At 35.3% G+C, this 22,272-nt stretch carries 17 protein-coding genes; 1 reads left to right on the top strand and 16 read right to left on the bottom strand.

What is annotated here, in order from left to right; translation table 11 throughout:
* Position 1: 1 nt before the first annotated feature.
* The 14 genes from ruvA to R2782_RS04660 all read right to left on the bottom strand — a co-directional run bounded on the left by ruvA (position 2) and on the right by R2782_RS04660 (position 17,544).
* On the bottom strand, positions 2 to 583 hold the full coding sequence (gene ruvA, locus R2782_RS04725; protein ID WP_371266917.1) for a Holliday junction branch migration protein RuvA: 582 nt from the start codon (positions 581 to 583) through the stop codon (positions 2 to 4).
* Between the two features lie 80 nt (positions 584 to 663).
* Positions 664 to 2,961 carry an NADP-dependent malic enzyme gene (locus R2782_RS04720; RefSeq protein WP_371266916.1) on the bottom strand — a complete coding sequence of 766 codons (2,298 nt, stop codon included), beginning with the start codon at positions 2,959 to 2,961 and terminating at the stop codon, positions 664 to 666.
* A 99-nt stretch (positions 2,962 to 3,060) separates the two neighbouring features.
* Entirely contained in the window at positions 3,061 to 3,630 is a 570-nt protein-coding gene (locus R2782_RS04715; protein WP_371266915.1) for a hypothetical protein, read from the bottom strand.
* Positions 3,631 to 3,651: 21 nt separating this feature from the next.
* Positions 3,652 to 4,572: a tRNA epoxyqueuosine(34) reductase QueG gene (queG, locus tag R2782_RS04710; protein WP_371266914.1), complete on the bottom strand. Its 921-nt coding sequence runs from the start codon at positions 4,570 to 4,572 to the stop codon at positions 3,652 to 3,654.
* A gap of 50 nt (positions 4,573 to 4,622) precedes the next feature.
* Complete coding sequence (locus tag R2782_RS04705) at positions 4,623 to 4,979, bottom strand: four helix bundle protein (protein WP_371266913.1); 357 nt, start codon at positions 4,977 to 4,979, stop codon at positions 4,623 to 4,625.
* 68 nt (positions 4,980 to 5,047) lie between these two features.
* Positions 5,048 to 6,070 carry a Holliday junction branch migration DNA helicase RuvB gene (gene ruvB, locus R2782_RS04700; protein WP_371266912.1) on the bottom strand — a complete coding sequence of 341 codons (1,023 nt, stop codon included), beginning with the start codon at positions 6,068 to 6,070 and terminating at the stop codon, positions 5,048 to 5,050.
* Between the two features lie 120 nt (positions 6,071 to 6,190).
* Positions 6,191 to 7,987, bottom strand: coding sequence for a cbb3-type cytochrome c oxidase subunit I (locus R2782_RS04695; RefSeq protein WP_371266911.1), 1,797 nt, complete (start codon positions 7,985 to 7,987; stop codon positions 6,191 to 6,193).
* Positions 7,988 to 8,013: 26 nt separating this feature from the next.
* Complete coding sequence (locus R2782_RS04690) at positions 8,014 to 9,180, bottom strand: cytochrome c oxidase subunit II (protein WP_371266910.1); 1,167 nt, start codon at positions 9,178 to 9,180, stop codon at positions 8,014 to 8,016.
* Positions 9,181 to 9,199: 19 nt separating this feature from the next.
* Entirely contained in the window at positions 9,200 to 10,540 is a 1,341-nt protein-coding gene (locus R2782_RS04685) for a quinol:cytochrome C oxidoreductase (RefSeq protein WP_371266909.1), read from the bottom strand.
* Positions 10,541 to 10,565: 25 nt separating this feature from the next.
* Entirely contained in the window at positions 10,566 to 11,129 is a 564-nt protein-coding gene (locus R2782_RS04680) for a cytochrome c (protein WP_371266908.1), read from the bottom strand.
* A gap of 9 nt (positions 11,130 to 11,138) precedes the next feature.
* A complete protein-coding gene (locus tag R2782_RS04675) occupies positions 11,139 to 11,663 on the bottom strand; it encodes a DUF3341 domain-containing protein (RefSeq protein WP_371266907.1) in 525 nt (174 codons plus the stop codon).
* A 21-nt stretch (positions 11,664 to 11,684) separates the two neighbouring features.
* Positions 11,685 to 13,088 (bottom strand): NrfD/PsrC family molybdoenzyme membrane anchor subunit, encoded by a 1,404-nt coding sequence (nrfD, locus tag R2782_RS04670; RefSeq protein ID WP_371266906.1) that lies wholly within the window; start codon positions 13,086 to 13,088, stop codon positions 11,685 to 11,687.
* Between the two features lie 36 nt (positions 13,089 to 13,124).
* Positions 13,125 to 16,190 (bottom strand): TAT-variant-translocated molybdopterin oxidoreductase, encoded by a 3,066-nt coding sequence (locus R2782_RS04665; RefSeq protein ID WP_371266905.1) that lies wholly within the window; start codon positions 16,188 to 16,190, stop codon positions 13,125 to 13,127.
* A 28-nt stretch (positions 16,191 to 16,218) separates the two neighbouring features.
* Positions 16,219 to 17,544 (bottom strand): c-type cytochrome, encoded by a 1,326-nt coding sequence (locus tag R2782_RS04660; protein ID WP_371266904.1) that lies wholly within the window; start codon positions 17,542 to 17,544, stop codon positions 16,219 to 16,221.
* A gap of 217 nt (positions 17,545 to 17,761) precedes the next feature.
* On the opposite strand from R2782_RS04660, the gene R2782_RS04655 reads away from it, so the two are divergent.
* Positions 17,762 to 18,151 carry an SPOR domain-containing protein gene (locus R2782_RS04655; RefSeq protein WP_371266903.1) on the top strand — a complete coding sequence of 130 codons (390 nt, stop codon included), beginning with the start codon at positions 17,762 to 17,764 and terminating at the stop codon, positions 18,149 to 18,151.
* A 53-nt stretch (positions 18,152 to 18,204) separates the two neighbouring features.
* Here the strand turns inward: R2782_RS04655 and infB are convergent, their stop codons facing one another.
* Both infB and nusA read right to left on the bottom strand, forming a co-directional pair.
* Entirely contained in the window at positions 18,205 to 20,979 is a 2,775-nt protein-coding gene (gene infB / locus R2782_RS04650; RefSeq protein ID WP_371266902.1) for a translation initiation factor IF-2, read from the bottom strand.
* A 35-nt stretch (positions 20,980 to 21,014) separates the two neighbouring features.
* Entirely contained in the window at positions 21,015 to 22,259 is a 1,245-nt protein-coding gene (gene nusA / locus R2782_RS04645) for a transcription termination factor NusA (RefSeq protein ID WP_371266901.1), read from the bottom strand.
* Positions 22,260 to 22,272: the final 13 nt, after the last annotated feature.

Below are 22,272 nucleotides of genomic sequence, written 5' to 3'. Positions count from 1 at the left end.
ATTATAAATTTTTTAATGCTTGTTTAATTACTGATTCCACAGAGGTATCCGGATTTTCTTTCACTATTCTGTCTACCACCTTTTCAGCCAATTTTTTGTTAAAACCCAAAACCTCCAATGCAGATAACGCTTCATCTTTATTTGTATTGTTTAAAGACATTGAAACTTCATCTAAATCATAGACCTTTAACACTTTTTCTCTCAAATCCAAGATAGCTCGTTGAGCTGTTTTTGCACCTATTCCTTTAATTGCTTGAATTGCATTAACATCTCCTGAAGCTATTGCTTTTAAAATTTGTTTAGGCTCCATAGAAGAAAGCATTGTTCTGGCAATACTCGCTCCAATACCTGAGACGGAAAGTAACAATTTAAAAATTTCTCTTTCCGATTTTTCAACAAAACCAAATAATGTGTGAGCATCCTCTTTAATTTGAAGATACGTAAACAATTTTACATTTTCTGAATTTGGAATTAATGAAAAAGTATGCAACGAAATGTGCAATTGATAACCCACTCCGTTGCAGTCGATAACCACATCAGTAGGTGTTTTCTCTACCAAACGACCTTGTATATGAGCAATCATGAAAGTTTTAAGTTAATTTTCAAATGTAACAAAAATCTTTAATTATCAACCAACAAAACGATTAATAACATAAAATTTAGTTAAAAACTAACTTTTAAAGATTTGTATCTTTTCTCTTTTTCCTGAGCATCAACTACTGCCACAGCGGCCATATTGACCATTTCTTCCACGCTGGCTCCTAATTGAAAGATGTGAACCGGTTTATCTAAACCCAGCATAATTGGTCCGATGGAATCCACTTTATATAATTCTTTCAACATTTTATAGTTAATATTAGCCGCCTCTAAATTGGGGAAAATTAGTGTATTAACTTTTTTTCCGGCCAATTTAGAAAATGGAAATTTATCTTTCAACATTTCTGGATTCAAAGCAAAATCGGCTTGAATTTCCCCATCTACAATTAAATCCGGATAATATTTGTGTAAGTAGGTAACTGCTTGACGTACTTTTTCAGATGTTTGACTAGAGGATGAACCAAAATTCGAATAAGAAACCATGGCAATAATTGGCTGCAGACCAAACATTTTGACTGTTTTAGCCGTCATTAAAGCAATTTTTGCTAAATCATCTGGGGTTGGATCTACGTTTATTGCCGTATCAGAGAAAAATATGGGGCCTCGATTGGTCATCATCATGTTGGTTGTAGCAATTCTGGTTACACCTGGTGCTTTATCAATCAATTGCATAATCGGCTTAACGGTTGACGGATAACTTCTGGAATAACCTGTAACCAAAGCATCTGCTTCGCCTTCATTCACCATCATAGAAGCAAAATAATTGCGTTCCCGCATCCATTTTTGTGCATCTAACAACGTGATGCCTCTTCGTTTTCTGGCTTCCCAAAAAGAATTGGCATATTGCATACGTTTACCATCTAATTCTTTTGTTTTGGGATCTAAAATAGGAACATCCGCGTCAAATCCAATTTCTTCTTTTAATTCTAAAATGGTTTCCTTGTTTCCTAAAAGGATTGGTTTCCCAATCCCTTCTTCCATTACAATTTGAGCGGCTTTCAATACGTCTAAATGATCTGCTTCTGCAAAAATGATTCGTTTTGGGTCTGTTTTCGCACGATTCGCCAACAAGCGAACCATTTTATTATCAGAACCTAATCGCTCTGCTAATTCTTCTTCGTATTTTTCCCAATCCGAAATAGGATTTTGAGCCACTCCCGATTCCATTGCTGCTTTGGCAACTGCCGGTGCGACAATCGTTATCAATCTTGGATCAAATGGTTTTGGAATAATATAATCGCGACCAAAGTTTAATTTGGTTTCGCCATAAGCAATATTGACTTGTTCCGGCACAGGCATTTTGGCCAATTCCGCTAACGCATGAACGGCGGCCATTTTCATCGCTTCATTAATTTTGGTTGCTCTTACATCCAACGCTCCTCTAAAAATATATGGAAAACCGAGTACATTGTTCACCTGATTAGGATGATCGGAACGTCCTGTTGCCATGATAATGTCTTTTCGGGTAGAAATAGCCAAATCATAATCAATCTCAGGAACAGGATTAGCCATAGCAAAAACAATGGGGTCGTGAGCCATATCAAGCAACATTTCCGGTGTTAAAATATTTCCGGCAGACAATCCTAAAAAAACATCGGCTCCTTTCATGGCATCACCTAAGTTAGTGCCTTTTGGTCCGGAAGCATATTTTTGCTGCAAAGGTGATAAATCAGTTCTCTCTGCATGAAGCACTCCATCTTTATCAAACATAATGATATTTTCAGCTTTTACACCCAATAAAAGGTATAAATTAGCACAAGCCAAGGCAGCTGAACCGGCTCCGGAAACAACAATTTTTATTTCATCGGCTTTTTTATTGGCTAGTTCTAAAGCATTCAACAAGGCTGCAGAAGAAATAATTGCAGTACCGTGTTGGTCGTCATGCATGACCGGAATGTTTAATTCCTCCACTAAACGGCGTTCAATTTCAAATGATTCAGGAGCTTTGATGTCTTCGAGGTTTATTCCCCCAAAAGTCGGAGCGATATTTTTAACCGTTTCAATAAAGGCATCAATATCTTTTGTGCCCACTTCAATATCAAACACATCGATATCAGCAAAAATTTTGAAGAGTAACGCTTTTCCTTCCATCACGGGTTTTGAGGCTTCCGGACCAATATCTCCCAATCCTAAAACAGCCGTTCCATTAGTAATTACTGCAACCAAATTTCCTTTGGCGGTGTATTTATAAACATTATTGACATCTTTGGCAATCTCCAAGCAAGGTTCGGCCACACCGGGTGAATAGGCCAACGACAAATCACGTTGAGTGGCGTATTTTTTAGTAGGAACCACTTGAATTTTCCCTGGATTTGGTTTTGCATGATATAAAAGGGCTTCTCTGCGTTTGGTGTCTTTGTGCATGAATTTAATTCTTCTATGTTTGACTCACAAAGGTAAGAGAGTTATGGAAAAAAGGAAATTTTAATGGGAATTCTTTTGGAGCTAAAGCTTTATTTAATCTTATTCTTTTAAAATTTTATTTTCGTAATATTCTTTGCTAAAATAAAACTGAGTAAACTTCACTCCATTAATTATCTTCAGACTTTTATCAATTTGTGTTGCATACATAAAAGACCTTGGTGATAATCCTTGATCTTTATCTTTATACTCCACTAAATCAGATTCTTCTCCTTTAATCAATTTTGAATAAATAACTTCTTCTAAATTGAACAAAATTTCTTCATGGTAAACAAAATGAAAAGCTTCTTCAAACTTCTCTTTTTCACCAGAAACATATTTTTTTCTCACCTTACCATCAACTACAAAATAAATATGATAATAAACTCCTAAAGCAGGTGAATGCAAATTGTGATCATATTCCTCAATAATTACAATATTTGAAAACTCTTGTTCAAATTCATTAAAAAAGGCATTGATAGCTTGTTTTCTGAATTTTGAACCGTTTTTGTCTAGTTTATCTAAGTATTTTTTTTGATAATAATTATCAATTTCATTTCGTAATTGAATTGATTTGCATGAGACTAAAGTTACTATTAGACAAATGAAGAAATATTTAACATTTTTTTTCATTTTATTTTACTAAAATTGACACTACTTTTTTATAAAATTAATATTCCTCTTCAACCCTTCCAACTTAGTCCTTTTAACCGCTGAATTTTTAAACACTTTTTTAAAAACATCATTGGTGATTTCTTGCCAATCTTTTTTGGTAAAAGAAAGCAATTCGGGATTGGCTTGAAAAAGCGGTTCGCTATGTGATTTTGAAAAACGGTTCCAAGGACAAACGTCTTGACAGACATCGCAACCAAACATCCAATCATCGAATTTGCCTTTCATTTCGGCGGGAATATTTTCTTTTAATTCGATAGTGAAATAGGAGATGCATTTGCTGCCATCCACCACATACGGAGCAACAATGGCTTCGGTTGGGCAAGCATCAATACAGGCTGTGCACGAACCACAATGGTCGGTGGTTGGAGCATCGTATTCTAATTCTAAATCCACAATTAGCTCAGCAATAAAATAGAAAGAACCCACTTTTTGAGTGATGAGATTGGTGTTTTTTCCCATCCAACCCAGACCACTTTTGGCTGCCCAAGCTTTGTCTAGCACTGGTGCGGAGTCGACAAAAGCTCGTCCGGATACTTCACCAATTTCAGTTTGAATAAAGTGTAAAAGTTCTTTGAGTTTTTCTTTGATGACAAAATGATAATCTTGTCCGTAGGCATATTTTGAAATTTTATAACTTTCTTCGTTTTGAAATTCGGATGGATAATAATTCAGTAATAACGAAATGACACTTTTGGCTCCATCAACTAATAACGTAGGATTTAAACGTTTGTCGAAATGGTTTTCCATATAACGCATTTGACCGTTCATGTTGTTATTCAGCCAATTTTCCAGTCTGGGGGCTTCTTCTTCGAGAAAACCGGCTTTGGAGATTCCGCAGGAAAGGAAGCCGAGGCGAAGAGCTTCATGTTTAATGATAAATGAAGGATAATTTTTGTTCATGGATGGGAGCGGGAAGATGGGAGATGGAAGGAATTTGGGTTAATTTTCTGCTAATATTTTAATTGTGCTTTGAATGCTAATGTCATATTCATTAAATCAAAAGCATCTTTATATAGTTTATTGAATAATTCTTGATTGATATAATTCCTCCGGTTTGCTTTATGTAAACAAGTAACTACTTCTGCAATGGAACGAACAGAATATCCTAAAAAACGATTGAATTCGGGTTTTGATTGTTCAATTGAACCTTCAGAAATATTTAACGCAATTGAATCGGCAGCTCTTGAAATTTGGGAGGATAAATTATAAATTTCTCGTTTGGGAAGACTTTCTGCTAAAAGATTAATTTCTTCACCAAAATCCATCGCCTTCTGCCAAATAATTAATTTTTCGAATTTAAAACTCATAATTAAAATTTAATTTAAAATACAAATTTATCTGCTTTTCTTCCCGCTTCCATCTTCAATCTTCCCTCCTAAAAAAGTCCTCCTTGAATATTCGTTCTAATTTTACCCAAATGTTTATACGCTTTTTCTGTCACTTCTCTTCCCCTAGGAGTTCGCATAATGAAACCCTCTTGAATTAAGAATGGTTCATAGACTTCTTCGATGGTTTCGCCACTTTCGGAAACGGCTGTTGCTAAGGTTGATAACCCTACTGGTCCGCCTTTAAATTTATCAATGATGGTGTTTAAGATTTTGTTGTCCATTTCATCTAAACCGTGAGCATCAACATTTAGAGCTTTTAGAGCGTATTTTGCAATTTCGATGTCGATTTTTCCGTTACCTTTTATTTGTGCGAAATCTCGAACTCTGCGTAATAATGCATTGGCAATACGAGGTGTTCCTCGACTTCTTCCTGCAATCTCGATAGCGGCTTCCATAGAAATTGGCACTTTCAAAATGGACGCACTACGTTGAACAATCATGGTCAACAATTCTGTATTGTAATATTGCAATCGACTTTGTATTCCGAAACGAGCTCGCATTGGTGCGGTAAGTAAACCTGAACGAGTGGTTGCTCCAACTAATGTAAATGGATTTAAATTTATCTGAACTGTTCTTGCATTGGGACCGGATTCGATCATTATATCAATTTTGAAGTCTTCCATTGCAGAATACAAATATTCTTCTACAATTGGACTAAGACGGTGAATTTCATCAATAAAGAGAACGTCTCTGTCTTCTAAATTGGTAAGTAATCCGGCTAAATCGCCCGGTTTATCTAATACTGGTCCTGAAGTAATTTTGATCGCAACCCCTAACTCATTCGCTAAAATATTCGCTAAAGTCGTCTTTCCTAAACCAGGTGGACCGTGAAAAAGAGTATGATCTAGAGCTTCTTCCCTTTGATTGGCAGCTTCAACAAAAACTTTTAAATTTTCTAAAACCTGATCTTGACCGGAAAAATCATCAAAAGAAAGAGGTCTTAATTTTTTTTCAATGTCAAGATCTTCAGGATTAAAACCTTTGTTTGTGGGATTTAAATATTCATTCATAATCACAAAGATAATAATAGTTTAGTCTGATTTTGTATTTCAAAAATGAATTATAAAAAATAAAAAAGCCCTTTCAACAAATGAAAGGACTCTTTTAAATATGAATTAATAATGTATTGATTAGTGATGTAATTGTTCTTCATTAGGACCCATAGGAACCGTTTGCGGCACAAAATCGCTATCGTGTCCGGGTTTACTATAGTCGTAGGGCCATCTATGCACTTCAGGAATAGCTCCAGGCCAGTTTCCATGCATATGCTCAACAGGTGCTGTCCATTCTAGAGTATTTGATTTCCAAGGATTCATTTCCGCTTTTTTACCATAGAAAATGCTATGGAAGAAATTCCAAATAAAAACTAATTGGAATGCCCCACCAACCAATGCGAACATGGTAATGATAACATTTACATTTTGCAAATCATCAAATAAAGGGAAAGCTGTATTAGTGTAATAACGTCTCGGTAAACCGGCCATTCCTATAAAGTGCATCGGGAAGAAAACACCATAAGCACAAACTGCAGTTACCCAGAAATGAACGTATCCTAAGTTTTTATTTAACATTCTACCAAACATTCTTGGGAACCAATGGTAGATTCCGGCAAACATTCCGTATAAAGCAGAAATACCCATTACTAAGTGAAAGTGAGCTACAACAAAATAGGTATCGTGAACATTAATATCAAGTGTACTGTCTCCTAAAATAATTCCTGTTAAACCTCCTGTAATGAAAGTGGAAACTAATCCTATAGAGAATAACATTGCAGGATTTAGCTGAAGGTTACCTCTCCAAAGTGTAGTAATATAATTGAATGCTTTTACTGCAGAAGGAATAGCAATTAACAATGTGGTAAAAGTAAACACAGAGCCTAAAAACGGATTCATTCCGGACACAAACATATGGTGACCCCATACAATTGTTGAAAGGAAAGCAATCGCAATAATTGAAGCTATCATTGCACGATAACCAAAAATTGGTTTGCGGGCGTTGGTAGCAATAATTTCAGAAGTAATCCCTAAAGCCGGTAAAAGTACAATATAAACTTCCGGGTGACCTAAAAACCAAAACAAGTGTTCAAATAGCACCGGTGAACCCCCTTGGTAGTGTAATACTTCTCCAGAAATAAAAATATCAGAAAGAAAAAATGAAGTTCCGAAACTTCTATCAAAGATTAATAGCAATGCTGCTGATAATAGTACAGGGAATGATACAATACCAATAATTGCTGTAATAAAGAAAGCCCATATAGTTAGAGGCAATCGAGTCATTGACATCCCTTTTGTTCTTAAATTAATAACCGTAACCACATAATTCAGTGACCCCATCAAAGAGGAAGCGATGAAAATGGCCATTGAAACCAACCATAAAGTCATACCGGCTCCTGAACCCGGAATCGCTTGAGGAAGGGCACTCAAGGGAGGATAAATTGTCCATCCTGCTGAGGCTGGACCAGACTCAACAAACAATGAAATAATCATAATTACACTGGACAAAAAGAACAACCAATAGGATATCATGTTCATGAAGCCTGAAGCCATATCACGAGCACCAATCTGTAAAGGAATTAACAGATTACTAAAAGTACCACTCAATCCGGCTGTTAAAACAAAGAACACCATAATTGTTCCATGAATAGTAACTAATGCTAGATAAATATCATTACGCATCACACCGTCCGGAGCAAAATTATCTCCTAACAATACATTAAAAATTTTAAAGGATTCCTCCGGCCATGCCAATTGCATTCTAAACAATAGAGACATTGCCACACCAATAATACCCATAATCAATCCTGTTATAAGGTATTGTTTGGCTATCATTTTATGGTCAATACTGAAGATATACTTTGTGATAAAGGTATCTTTGTGGTGATGTTCGTGTCCGTGATCGTGTTCGTTTGCGTGATCGTGTGCTGACATAATCTTAAATTATAATTTTTGTTTAGCTATTTTTTCTCTATAACTTGAGCTACTAACGTTGAATCGACAACAACTTTTGCAGTATCTTTTCCAATTTCAATCAACTCTTCTTCCGGTTGTTCTTGAGCTTTTATGACTTGTGCTATAGTTTGTTTTTCATTTAACCATTTAGTAAAATCTTCTTTACTATCGACTACAATTTTCATTTGCATATTATAATGTGAACTTCCACAAATTTTATTACACAATAAAAGATAATCGAATGTATACGGATCTAAAGCCGGTTTGCCCTCTGCAACTAATTGCTTACTTTTTTCTGCTCTTATTTTGTTAATGTTCGCAACTTTTTCTTGCATTTCCGGAGAGTTGCGCATATCCAGTGTTGTAACTGTCGGCGTAAAGGCAAATTGAGTTACCATTCCAGGAACACAATTCATTTGAGCTCTAAAATGTGGCATATAAGCAGAATGTAAAACATCTTGTGACCGAATTTTAAAAACAACTTTAACCCCTTCTGGCAAATGTAATTCATTCGCTTGAATATCATCTTGAGCATTTGGATCTGCTAAATCAACACCTAATGTATTTACACCTTCAATATATCTAACATTAGCTTTTCCTAATACATTATCTTCACCTGCATATCTTACTTCCCAACCAAATTGTTTTGCATAAATTTCAACAACCATTGGGTTTTCAGTTTCTTCATCCACAAACATAATATTTGTCCAAGCATACAATCCGTAAAGAATTAAACCAGCCAAAGTAATCGCTGGAATAATACTCCAAATCATTTCTAATTTATTATTGTCTGCGAAATACAACGCTGTCTTCCCTTTTTTACCTCTGTATTTGTAGGCAAAATAATGTAATAAAGCTTGCGTTATAGTTTGAACGAAGAAAATTAGAATCATGGAAATCCACATCAAACGGTCTACTTCAACTCCATGTTCAGAGGCAGAATTACTCATTAATGGAAAATGACCGTACTTCACAACGCAAAAAATTGTAGTAATATAAATGAAAACTAGAAAGGCAAACATTAAGTAACCATTTACATTATTATCATTATCATTAGCCACTTGAGAATTATCAGTATCACCTCCTATTTGAGTTAAATCAAATATTTTAGTTAATTGCCATATGGCTACTGATACTAAAACTAAAACAACTAGTACTAACAAACTTGTCATCTGTCTAAATCTTTAAATATTAATAATGAAAATGTTTACTTTCTTCAATAAACGGATTTCTTTTGGGTAAAAGCGGTGCTTTTGTTAAAGCCGTAAAAACAACAAAAATAAATAACCCTAGGAAGAAAAGTAAAGAACTAATTTCTGCTACTCCAATAAACCATCTATCTCCCACCGTTGCCGGCATAATCATATTAAAGAAATCAACATAGTGGCCTAACAAAATAACTACTCCTCCCATTACTAAAATCCAAGTAATACGTTTAAAATCTGTATTGATTAGAATTAGAAACGGAAAAATAAAATTCATTACAATCATACCAAAGAAAGGTAAATTATATTGTTCTATTCTTGTAACAAAATAAGTAACTTCTTCGGGTATATTTGAATACCAAATTAACATAAATTGCGAAAACCATAAATAGGTCCAAAACACACTAATACCAAACATAAACTTAGCAAGATCATGGATATGACTGGTGTTTACATATTCTAAATACCCTCTCGATTTTAAATACAAGGTTGTCATGGCAATCACTGTAATACCACTTACAAAGAATGAGGCAAACACATACCATCCAAACAATGTTGAAAACCAGTGAGGGTCAACAGACATTATCCAATCCCATGACATTATAGATTCCGTAACGATAAAGAACACTAAAAACCCCGCTGATATTTTGAAATTCTTTTTATAAAATGCATTATCAGAAGCCTCATCTTGAGCCAAACAATTTTTTCTAGAAAAGTAGCGATATAAATTCCAACCCAAAATAAAAACTGCTGCACGAATTAACCAAAACCATTCATTTAAGTAGCCATTTTTTCCTGCAATTAATTTATCAAATTTAGGGCTTTCAGGATTTACCAATTCAGGATCCATCCACACAAATAAGTGATTAAAATGCAATGCAGAAAGTACCAATAAAACAAAGAAAATTAATGACCCAATAGGTAAATATGCAGTTAACCCTTGCATCACACGGAATAAGACAGGAGACCATCCTGCTTGAGCAACGTTTTGAATTGCATAAAAAGCCAAAACACCTAATGAAATCAGCATGAAAAATATAGCAGCCACATAAAAAGCAGCCCAAGGCTTATTTTGTAATTGATGTAAAACATGGTTTAAATGTTCTTCGTGTTCTGCGTGTGCAGCTGCATCATTTGCAGCATGAGCATGTGTATCATGAGCATGTGCATCATGAGAACCATGATGAGCATGTGCTTCGGCCTCAAGAATTTTTTCTACATCGGCAGTGGTTTTTGGAGCAGAAATAAAACTATATCCAATTCCCAACAATCCAATAATCATCAGAATAATGGAAAAAACTTTTAATTTACTTGAAAAGGTATACATATCTATACAATCTTGTTGTCAATAATTATAATTTACTTTTTAACTGAAGAACATAATCAGTTACTAACCATCGCTCATGTTGAGACAATTGATTGGCATGAGAACCCATTGAATTTAATCCATAGGTAATTACATGAAAAACACTTCCTTCAGTAATTTGTCTGTCAGCATAGCTTGGAACTCCTAAGAATTTTTCTCTTTCTACCAATTTACCTTTTCCGTTACCTTGCTCACCATGACAAATCGCACAATAAATTCCGTATAATTCTTTACCTTTTGCTGCTTCTTTTTCAGAAATTGAATCAAGAGGCGAAGTAAGATTTAGTTTTGCCAATTCATAACCGGCAGTTGAATTTTCATAATCATAAATTTCGAAACCTCTCTTTATGCTTCCTTGAGGTGGTACTTGGGCGGTTTGACCTTTTAATTGATTTTGTCCATTAAAAGCATCAGACTCTGCATACGTTTCATAACCTACAGATTGATACATATTAGGGAAAAATTGATAATTTGGACTTTTACTGTCAAAGCAAGACGTAACGGAAACCGCAAGTCCAAACAACATGGCTATTTTAAATAAGCTTTTCATATTTCTATCTTAATGCTTTTCTACAACTTTAATTTCTACTGCTCCTGTTTTCTTTAAAAAGTCAGACAACTCTTGCTCATTATCATGAACTGATACTTCCATTAAAAAATGGTCATCAGTTGTTCTAACATCAGGATTTTCTGCTGCTTTAAAAGGCCATAATTTACTTCTCATATAAAAAGTAATCACCATTAAGTGAGCAGCAAAGAAAACAGTTAACTCAAACATAATTGGCACAAATGCAGGCATGTTTTCAATGTAACTGAAACTTGGTTTTCCTCCAATATCTTGTGGCCAATCTTGAATCATGATATAATTCATCATCCATACTGCAACAGATAAACCAACACAGCCATATAAAAAAGATGCAATAGCTATTCTTGTTGGAGCTAAACCCATAGCTTTATCTAAACCGTGTACAGGAAAAGGTGTATAAACCTCTTCAATATGGTGATGAGCTTTTCGCGTTTCTTTAACCGCATCCATCAGGATGTCATCATCATTATATAGTGCTTGTATAACTTTAGTACTCATAATTTCTTACTACTAATTATCTTAATGATTGTGGTGATCGCCTTCTTGTTCTCTTTTTCTTTTATAATTATCCCCTGAAGACTTCAAGATAGTTTTAACCTCTGCTTGAGCAATTACAGGGAATGAACGTGCATATAATAAGAACAACACGAAGAAAAATCCGATTGTTCCGATAAAGATTCCAATATCAACAAAGGTTGGTGAGAACATCGTCCAAGAAGATGGAAGGTAATCTCTGTGTAAAGATGTTACGATAATTACGAAACGCTCAAACCACATTCCTATATTTACAACAATTGAGATTACAAAGGAGAACATGATACTAGTTCTAAGTTTTTTGAACCACATAAATTGTGGAGAAAACACATTACAAGTCATCATCGCCCAATATGCCCAAGCATAAGGACCTGTTGCTCTGTTTAAGAAAGCATATTGTTCATATTCAACTCCGGAATACCACGCCACAAATAACTCTGTGATATAAGCAACTCCCACAATAGAACCCGTAATCATAATAATGATATTCATCAACTCAATGTGTTGAATGGTAATGTAAGCTTCTAAATTCGAAACTTTACGCATGATAATCAATAATGTATTTACCATCGCGAACCCTGAGAATACCGCACCCGCAACGAAATAGGGAGGGAAGATTGTTGTGTGCCATCCCGGAATTACCGAAGTGGCAAAGTCAAAGGATACAATGGTGTGTACAGAAAGTACAAGTGGAGTAGCTAATCCTGCAAGCACTAAAGAAACTTCTTCAAAACGTTGCCAATCTTTTGCTCTTCCACTCCACCCGAAAGATAGAACAGAGTAAATTCTTTTTGTAAAAGGAGTTATGGCTCTGTCTCTTAACATCGCAAAATCAGGAAGTAAACCGGTCCACCAGAAAACTAGGGAAACTGAAAGATACGTAGAAATTGCAAATACGTCCCAAAGTAAAGGCGAATTAAAGTTTACCCATAATGACCCAAATTGGTTTGGAATTGGAAGTACCCAATATCCTAACCATGGACGACCCATATGAATAATTGGGAATAAACCTGCTTGCATTACTGAGAAGATGGTCATTGCTTCTGCAGAGCGGTTAATGGCCATTCTCCATTTTTGACGGAATAATAACAGTACGGCAGAAATCAATGTTCCGGCGTGACCGATACCAACCCACCAAACGAAGTTAGTAATATCCCAAGCCCAACCAACAGTTTTATTTAATCCCCATGTTCCGATACCGGTAGAAATGGTATAAATCATACAACCTAATCCCCAAAGGAAAGCAGTTAATGCAATTGAAAATACAATCCACCATTGTTTATTTGCTCTTCCTTCAACAGGAGCTGCGACATCTACTGTTACATCGTGATAAGATTTATCACCAATAACTAAAGGTTTTCTAATGGGTGCTTCGTAGTGAGACGACATAATCCTTTATAGTATTTCTTATTAATTAAATTTTAATTACGTATTTCTAACTTTAACATGATAGAATACATTTGGTTTTGTTCCAACATGTTCTAACAAATGATACATCCTGTCGTCTTCTACCAACTTGGCTACTTCACTTTCTTTATCATTTACATCTCCAAATACCATGGAACCGGTAGAACAAGCACTTGAACAAGCTGTTTGGAATTCGTCTTTATTAACCGGACGACCTTCTTTTTTCGCTTTTAAGATAGTGGCTTGTGTCATTTGAATACACATTGAACATTTTTCCATTACCCCTCTTGAACGAACATTTACATCCGGATTCAATACCATACGACCTAAATCGTCATTCATGTGGAAATCGAATTCATTATTTTTGTTGTATAAGAACCAGTTGAAACGACGAACTTTATATGGACAGTTATTAGCACAGTAACGAGTACCCACACATCTGTTGTAAGCCATGTGGTTTTGACCTTGACGGCTGTGAGAAGTAGCGGCTACAGGACAAACTGTTTCACATGGAGCATGGTTACAATGCTGACACATTACCGGTTGGAAAGCTACTTGAGGGTTTTCAGCAGGATTTTCCATTTGACCAAATCCTCCTAACGAACCTTTTTCTCCGAATAATCCATCAAATTCCTCTTTTCTTTTCACATCACCTGCAAACGTTTCTTCAGAAGAATAATATCTATCAATTCGCAACCAGTGCATATCTCTACTTCTTCTTACTTCTGATTTACCAACTACAGGAACATTATTTTCAGCATGACAAGCTATAACACAAGCACCGCAACCGGTACAAGAATTCAAATCAATTGATAAGTTAAAATGATGCCCAACAGATCTATCAAAACTATCCCATAAATCTACTTTTGTAGCTTCAATAGGTTTATGATCGATAGAAACCATTGGCGGTGGATTCCACTTCTTAGCATCTTTTTCTGTATTGAAAATGGTTAACGTAGTTTCTTTGATAATATCACCGCGTCCCATTAATGTTTTTTGTGATTGAACACACGCAAATTCGTGCACACCTTCTTCAGGCTTTATTGTAACTGTTTGTGTTCCGTTAAATCCTTTGTACAAAGCATAAGCATTCACACCCACTTGCATTGCTTCTTTCAATGAAGCTTTTTTACCATAACCGAAAGCAAGACCTACGGTGCCTTTGGCTTGCCCGGGCTGAATAATAACAGGAACTTTTTCTAATATTGTATTGCCCACTGTAACGGTAACATAACTACCGTTAAGTCCACCATTGGCAACTATTTCATTACTAACACCTAACTTATCCGCATCTGCTTTAGATATGGTTAAATAGTTATCCCAAGATACTCTGGTAATAGGATCAGGGAACTCTTGTAACCAAGGATTGTTGGCCTGTTGTCCATCACCCATACCTGTTTTTGTGTATAAGTTTAACTCATATTCGCTTGACTTAGTTTGAGCTAAGGAAGAAGCGGCTGCTGAAAAATCAACACCGGCTGCACTATTAGATGTTGTAGTAGCAGAAACAAATATTCCATCGTGAACTGCTTGATTCCATGATTTACCGGATAAAATTCCGTTAGACCAAGTTTCTTTTAAATAATCATAGTAGGTTTTATCACTTCCATTCCACACTAACAAATTATCTTGTAACTGACGAGAATTGAACAATGGGCGAATTGTGGGTTGTGTAACTCCATAAGTGCCTTTTATAATTTCAACATCTCCCCAACTCTCTAAATAATGTGGAGCAGGTGCTGCGATAGTCGTTAAAGAAGCCGTTTCGTCTTCTTTTAATGAAATAGCAACAGAAAGTTTTGTTTTTTTCAATCCTTCAGCAAAGGATTTTCCTTCAGCCAATGTATAAACCGGATTTACTCCACTCATAATTAGGGTGTGTATTTTTCCGGCATTCAAATCAGCCAAAAGTTGAGCTACTGCTTGATTAGATCCTTTTCTGATTTGACGTGTTTGATTTGGATTAAAAGCTTCACTATTTAATTTAGCATTGATTGCTAAAACTAATAATTGAGCATTTTTATCATCGATACCGGAAACTAAAACTCCTTTAGAACCCGATTGATTTAATTGTTCTGCAATTTTTACAATTTCAGCTTCGTTTGCTAATTTCCCCACTGAAACAGGGGTTCCCGTAACTATACTGAAGATTTTTACTAAAGCTAATTTTTGTTCTGCTGTAGACATCGGAATTCTTTTGTCTGCCGCAGCCCCGGACAACGTCATGTTTGCTTCTAACTGAATGTGTTTTGACATTTTTCCTTGTTTAGGAACTCTACCCTGTGCATATCCTTTATCATAACCACCTCCTTGCCAGTCTCCTAAGAAATCTGCTCCAACAGATACAATAGTAGAGGCTTTTGAAAAATCATATTCTGCTAAAGCTCTTTCACCATAAACTTCTTCAAAAGCATCTAATGATTCAGAAGAAGAAACAGCATCATAAACAACATGCTTTGTTGTTGGATTATTTATAATAAATTCTGCAATTAATTTATCAGTAGAGGGACTTGCTAATGTACCGGTTAAAAGAACAACTTGACCACCGTTAGCTTTAGCATCTGCTAAGCTAGCTTTTACTTTGGCATCAACCTCTGACCAAGAAGCATCCTTTTGATTGAGTTTGGGTTGCTTTAAACGCATGTTGTCATACATGGATAAAACCGAAGCATGTACTCTTGCGTTGGCACTAAAATTAGCCCCTTCAATTGTATTGTTTTCTATTTTGATTGGACGACCTTCGCGGGTTTTAACCAGAATATTTGCAAAATCAAAACCGTCAAACATGCTTGTCGCATAATAATCTGCGATACCGGGAATAATTTGCTCCGGCTGTACCACATAAGGTATTGACTTGATAACCGGTCCTTCGCAGGCAGCTAACGATGCTGCAGCGGTACTAAAACCAACGTATTTTAAGAAATCACGTCTTGAAGTAGAAGAATTCGACAAACTGTCTTTGTCTCCCAAAAACTCGTCCGTTGGTATTGGCTCAACAAATTCATTGTTTCTTAACGTCTCAACAATAGAACTGTTATCGTTTAGCTCTTCAACACTTTTCCAGTATTTTTTGTTTGATGACATACTGTATATATATTAGCTTCTTAATTAATTAATAGTGACATTTTCCACATTCTAAACCTCCCATTTGTGCAGCTGTCAATTTCTCTACACCATATTTTTTAGATAGTTCTTCGTGGATTTTTTTATAATATTCGTTGTCTTGTAATTTCACATCGGTTTCTCTGTGACAATTAATACACCAACCCATAGTTAATGGCGAATGTTGCTTCATGATTTCCATTTCCTCTACCGGACCATGACATGTTTGACATTCAATTCCACCTACCGTTACGTGTTGGGCGTGATTAAAATAAACTAAATCTGGAAGATTGTGAATTCGAACCCATTTTACAGGCTGTGTTTTACCGGTGTATTTTTGATTGGCTTTATCCCAACCTACTGCATCATATAATTTTTGGATTTCGTCATTATAATTTACACCATACTCATTTCCTTCAGCCAATGTTGCCTCAGCAACTTCAGAAATGTTTTTATGACAATTCATACATACATTTAAGGATGGAATATTAGAATGCTTACTTTCTCTGGCAGCTGAGTGACAATATTTACAATCTATTCCGTTATCTCCAGCATGAATTCTATGTGAATAATGAATTGGCTGGATAGGCTCATATCCTTGATCTACTCCGATTTGCATGAACCATCCGTACACAAAATAAGCACTTGCCAACAAAAAGAAAATAACTGAAACCAAAACTAAAAATTGATTTTTAGCAAATGCCTTCCAAATAGGTAATGATTTTTCACTTTTTACAACTTCAATTCCGTTTGCTTTGGCAATTTTGCTCAACACATTGTTAACTAAGAACAACATAACAACCAACATACCTAATACCAAAGAAAGGGCACCAAGTATAACCTCGTTTGAAATTCCTCCCGATTGAGCAACGACACCCTCTGTACCTGGTGTTGGTGCAGGCGGAGCAGCAATCGGCTCCATAGTGTAAGCAATAATATTATCAATATCTGCAGTTGACAATTGAGGAAAAGCCGTCATTGGCGACTTATTGAATTCATTGAAAATTTTATTGGCTCTTTCGTCTCCTGATTTGATTAAATCGGCACTATTACGAATCCATTTATACAACCATTCTTTTTCATATTTATCTCCTACTCCCCTTAAAGCAGGACCTGTCATTTTTGCATCTAACTTGTGACAGGCGGCACATTGTGCATTAAACAATGCTTTCCCTGCTACAGGGTCACCAGAAGCACCCTGAGCCTCAGCAACTGGACTTTCAGTAGCCGGAGCAGCAGCGTCTTGAGCAAAAATTTGAAAAGAAAAACTTAGCATGAATGCTAAACTAAACAGCAGAATTCTTGAAATCGAATTAGGGTTACCCACCTTTTTCATATAGTAGAATATAATTTGTCGACTTATTTTGGTATGATTTTTTCTATAGTTCTCTATAAAACGTACATTTTATTTTAAACTCCGACAAAAATACGACTTATGAACTATTCTCAAAACCTTAAAATAACCTTAAATAGTAATTTATATTTATTCTAAATAATATTTATTGTTTTGTTTTATTTCATAAGCTGTACATTTGCATTAAAATCAATTCATTATGTTATTTACACAAATAAAAAAGTTTGTTTATTCCTTATTTTTACTTGTTTTATTATTTATAAATTATGAGCTTAAAGCACAAAGTGTAACAATCGAACAAGATGCGAAATTTGAACACTTATTAAATGAGAAAAGAAAGGCAAATGCATCGTTAACTGTGAATGACAGGTGGAAAATTCAAATTTTTACCGGGAATAATGAAAATTCTAAAAAAGAACTTATTTCATTTAAAAGAGAATATAAAGATTTTGATGCAACGATTGTATTTCACACTCCGGTTTACAAAGTTTGGGTTGGTAATTACAAAACAAGGATAGAAGCTGAAAGAAATTTGAAGGAATTAAAAGAAAAATATCCAAATGCTTTTTTGATAAAACCGAATAAGTAAAAGTATAAAACTTATTAAATAAAAAATCCCGATTAATCGGGATTTTATTGCGTTTATTTTAATTTTTTCTTTACCTCTACTTGGCTGAAAGACTCTATAATATCATTGATTTGAATATCATTATATCCTTTTATCTGCATACCGCAATCATAACCTTTTGAAACCTCCTTAACGTCATCTTTGAAACGTTTTAACGTTGCGAGCTCTCCGGTATATATAACCACGCCTTCTCTAATTAATCTAACTTTAGAGCTTCTGATTATCTTACCATCGGTTACCATACAACCGGCTATTGTGCCAACTTTAGATATTTTAAATGTCTCACGTATTTCGGCGGTTCCGGAAATTTCCTCTTTTAACTCCGGTGACAACATACCTTCCATTGCATCTTTCAAATCATCAATTGCATCATAGATGATTGAATACGTTTTGATGTCAATTTCTTCTTTATCGGCTAATTGTTTTGCATTTCCGGCAGGACGTACATTAAATCCAATAATGATTGCATCAGAAGCCGATGCTAATAATACATCTGATTCGGTAATTGCACCAACGCCTTTATGTATAATTTTAATTTGAATTTCTTCAGTAGACAACTTAGAAAAAGAATCGGAAAGAGCTTCAACTGATCCATCTACATCTCCTTTCAAGATAATATTTAACTCTTTAAATTGTCCTAAAGCTATACGTCTTCCAATCTCGGCAAGCGTAATGTGTTTTTGTGTTCTTACTGATTGCTCTCGCATTAATTGAGAACGTTTTGCTGCAATTTGTTTAGCTTCACGTTCATCTTCATACACGTTGAATTTATCACCGGCAGTAGGAGCACCATCCAATCCTAAAATTGAAATTGGTGTAGATGGACCGGCTTCTTTTATAGTATTGCCTCTTTCATCATGCATGGCTTTTACTTTACCATGATTTTTTCCGGCTAATACATAATCCCCTATTTTTACAGTTCCCGCTTGTACTAAAACTGTTGAAATATATCCTTTCCCTTTGTCTAAGAAGGCTTCAACTACGGTTCCAACAGCCGGTTTATTCGGGTTTGCCTTGAGATCTAAAATCTCTGCTTCCAACAAAACCTTTTCCAAGAGCTCTTTTACACCAATTCCCATTTTTGCAGAAATATCGTGTGATTGAATCTTTCCTCCCCAGTCTTCTACCAATAAATTCATACCGGCTAATTTCTCCTTAATTTTATCCGGATTAGCATTCGGTTTATCAATCTTGTTAATAGCAAAAATCATCGGAACACCGGCAGCTTGTGCATGACTTATAGCTTCTTTTGTTTGAGGCATAATATCATCATCAGCCGCAATTACAATAATAGCAATATCGGTAAGTTGAGCTCCACGGGCACGCATGGCCGTAAACGCCTCGTGACCGGGTGTATCCAGAAATGCAATTTTTTGACCATTCTCCAATGTTACACCGTAAGCACCGATATGTTGCGTAATTCCTCCTGATTCTCCTGCAATAACATTTGCTTTTCTAATATAGTCCAACAATGAAGTTTTACCATGATCCACATGCCCCATTACCGTTACAATAGGAGCTCTATGTACCAAATCTTCTTCTCTATCCTCTACTACTTCAATAGCATCCTCAATGTCTGTAGTTATAAATTCTACTTCGTAGCCAAACTCATCTGCAACAATTGATAACGTTTCAGCGTCTAATCGTTGGTTCATCGTCACCATAATTCCCAATGACATACATGTTCCGATAACTTTAGTAATTGGAACATCCATCATCGTGGCAATTTCACCGACAGTAACAAATTCCGTAACTTTTAGAATTTTGCTTCCTTCTTCGATTGCTTTCAACTCATCATCGGTACGTTGACGATGTGATTCTCTTTTGTCTCTTCTGTATTTTGCTGCCTTACTCTTATTTCCTTTTCCTTGGAGTTTTTCTAAGGTTTCTCGGATTTGTTTTTGTACTTCTTCCTCTGTTGGCTCAACTTTGGCTACTATTGCCGGACGTTGTCCTTTGTTGAATCCCGGTCTTGGCGACTGTCCTGGTCGCATTGAACCACTTTGTGCATTCCCTTGATTTTGAGTTCCAGCATGTCCACCATGCTTAGATTGGATTCTTTTTCTTTTATTTTTATTAGAATCATTTGATCCAGCAGATTGGGTAGAGGGTTTTGATTGAGCTTTTGGCTCCTCCTTTTTCTTTTTTGGTTTTTCAAATTGAGATAAATCAATTTTTTGTCCTGTTATGGTAGCTCCCGATAATTTTTGATATTGAGTTTCAAACTTCTCATCAGTTGGCACTGAAGGTGAAGATGGAATGTCTTTTTTAGGCTCTTCTTTTTTATCAGCGATTGGTTTAGAGTCCTTTTTTTCAACAAAAGAATTTGCCTTTTCCTCTTGAACCGGTGATTTTTTTTCAGAAAAAGCCTCTGTTTTATTTTCTACTGACTGTTCAACTTCTGTTGAGGATTGCCTTTTTACTTCTAAATCAATCTTCCCAACTTGCTTAGGTCCACTAACCGTTGCTTTGGCTTTAATAACTTCTTGTTGTTGCTTCAGCAGTTCTTCCTCATGCTTTTTCTGCAACTCCAATTCTTTTTCTCTTTCTACGCGAAGTGCTTCTTTTTCTTTACGCTTTTCTTCACTTACTTCTTTAGAAGCTTCTTTATTTCCTTTGTCACGGGCAAATTCATTACAAAGAATTGAATATTCACTTTCAGAAATTTTTGTATTTGGACTTGCTTCAATAGAAACACCTTGGTCTTTTAAATGATCGACGGCTCTTTCTAAAGAAATATTTAATTCCCTTAAAACTTTATTAATTCTTATGTTCTTTTCTTCAGACATATATTTTTTTTAGTGTGTGTTCTTTTTTGTGAAGTTTATCCTTCAAATTCAGATTTTAAAATTCGCATCACTTCCTGAACTGTTTCTTCTTCTAAATCTGTTCTTCTAACTAAATCTTCAATCGAATGTTTCAATACACTTCTTGCTGTATCCAGACCAATTTTTGCAAATTCATCAATTACCCATTCATCGATTTCATCTGAGAATTCTGCTAATTCTACATCATCTTCTTCTTCAGCAATATTTCCTTCTCGTATAACATCCAACTCATAACCGGTTAATAAACCTGCTAATTTAATATTGTGCCCGCCACGTCCAATGGCTTTTGAAACTTCTTCTAATTTCAAAAATACTTCAGCTCTTTTTTTCTCTTCATCAATTTTTATTGAAGATACTTTTGCCGGACTCAATGCTCTTGTAATAAATAACTGATTGTTACTTGTATAATTGATAACATCAATATTTTCATTTCCTAACTCGCGAACGATTCCGTGAATTCTAGAACCCTTCATTCCAACACATGCTCCCACAGGATCAATTCTGTCATCATAAGAATCTACAGCTACTTTTGCCTTTTCCCCAGGAATTCGGACTACTTTTTTTATCATGATTAGTCCATCAAAAATTTCCGGAATCTCTTGTTCAAATAATTTTTCCAAAAACTTTTCGGAAGTTCTTGACATGATAATTTGAGGTTTATTCCCTTTCAATTCTACATTTTCAATAATTCCGCGAACATTATCGCCTTTACGGAAAAAATCTGATGGAATTTGTTTCTCTTTTGGCAATACAATTTCATTTCCATCATCATCAACCAAAATTACTACTCTTGGACGAACATGGTGCACTTCTGCGGTATAAATTTCCCCAATTAAATCTTTAAATTGCTTGTAAAGATTGGTGCTATCGTGTTCGTGAATTTTAGAAATTAAATTTTGACGAAGAGCTAAAATGGCTCTTCTTCCTAAATCGATTAGTTTAACTTCTTCCGAAACATCTTCGCCAACTTCAAAATCAGGTTCAATCTTTCTAGCCTCAGATAAAGAAATTTCTGAATTTTCATCTTCTACCTCTCCATCTGCCACCACCACACGATTTCGCCATATTTCCATATCTCCTTTATCAGGATTAATGATAATATCGAAATTGTCATCTGAACCATATTTCTTTTTTAAGGCATTTCTAAAAACATCTTCCAAGATGGCCATGAGGGTCACACGGTCAATTAATTTATCGTCTTTAAACTCTGAAAATGATTCAATTAAGGCTATATTTTCCATGCTGAATACTTGC

Origin of the sequence: Flavobacterium sp. (assembly GCF_041392085.1) — a bacterium.
GTDB lineage: Bacteria > Bacteroidota > Bacteroidia > Flavobacteriales > Flavobacteriaceae > Flavobacterium.
Note: the sequence above shows the minus strand (reverse complement) of the source record. Positions and strands in the feature narration are given on the sequence as shown.

What these genes read in the sequence shown, in the direction of transcription:
- ruvA (WP_371266917.1), bottom strand. Translation starts at nt 583, where the DNA reads ATGATTGCTCATATACAAGGTCGTTTGGTAGAGAAAACACCTACTGAT.
- R2782_RS04720 (WP_371266916.1), bottom strand. Translation starts at nt 2,961, where the DNA reads ATGCACAAAGACACCAAACGCAGAGAAGCCCTTTTATATCATGCAAAA.
- R2782_RS04715 (WP_371266915.1), bottom strand. Translation starts at nt 3,630, where the DNA reads ATGAAAAAAAATGTTAAATATTTCTTCATTTGTCTAATAGTAACTTTA.
- queG (WP_371266914.1), bottom strand. Translation starts at nt 4,572, where the DNA reads ATGAACAAAAATTATCCTTCATTTATCATTAAACATGAAGCTCTTCGC.
- R2782_RS04705 (WP_371266913.1), bottom strand. Translation starts at nt 4,979, where the DNA reads ATGAGTTTTAAATTCGAAAAATTAATTATTTGGCAGAAGGCGATGGAT.
- ruvB (WP_371266912.1), bottom strand. Translation starts at nt 6,070, where the DNA reads ATGAATGAATATTTAAATCCCACAAACAAAGGTTTTAATCCTGAAGAT.
- R2782_RS04695 (WP_371266911.1), bottom strand. Translation starts at nt 7,987, where the DNA reads ATGTCAGCACACGATCACGCAAACGAACACGATCACGGACACGAACAT.
- R2782_RS04690 (WP_371266910.1), bottom strand. Translation starts at nt 9,180, where the DNA reads ATGACAAGTTTGTTAGTACTAGTTGTTTTAGTTTTAGTATCAGTAGCC.
- R2782_RS04685 (WP_371266909.1), bottom strand. Translation starts at nt 10,540, where the DNA reads ATGTATACCTTTTCAAGTAAATTAAAAGTTTTTTCCATTATTCTGATG.
- R2782_RS04680 (WP_371266908.1), bottom strand. Translation starts at nt 11,129, where the DNA reads ATGAAAAGCTTATTTAAAATAGCCATGTTGTTTGGACTTGCGGTTTCC.
- R2782_RS04675 (WP_371266907.1), bottom strand. Translation starts at nt 11,663, where the DNA reads ATGAGTACTAAAGTTATACAAGCACTATATAATGATGATGACATCCTG.
- nrfD (WP_371266906.1), bottom strand. Translation starts at nt 13,088, where the DNA reads ATGTCGTCTCACTACGAAGCACCCATTAGAAAACCTTTAGTTATTGGT.
- R2782_RS04665 (WP_371266905.1), bottom strand. Translation starts at nt 16,190, where the DNA reads ATGTCATCAAACAAAAAATACTGGAAAAGTGTTGAAGAGCTAAACGAT.
- R2782_RS04660 (WP_371266904.1), bottom strand. Translation starts at nt 17,544, where the DNA reads ATGAAAAAGGTGGGTAACCCTAATTCGATTTCAAGAATTCTGCTGTTT.
- R2782_RS04655 (WP_371266903.1), top strand. Translation starts at nt 17,762, where the DNA reads ATGTTATTTACACAAATAAAAAAGTTTGTTTATTCCTTATTTTTACTT.
- infB (WP_371266902.1), bottom strand. Translation starts at nt 20,979, where the DNA reads ATGTCTGAAGAAAAGAACATAAGAATTAATAAAGTTTTAAGGGAATTA.
- nusA (WP_371266901.1), bottom strand. Translation starts at nt 22,259, where the DNA reads ATGGAAAATATAGCCTTAATTGAATCATTTTCAGAGTTTAAAGACGAT.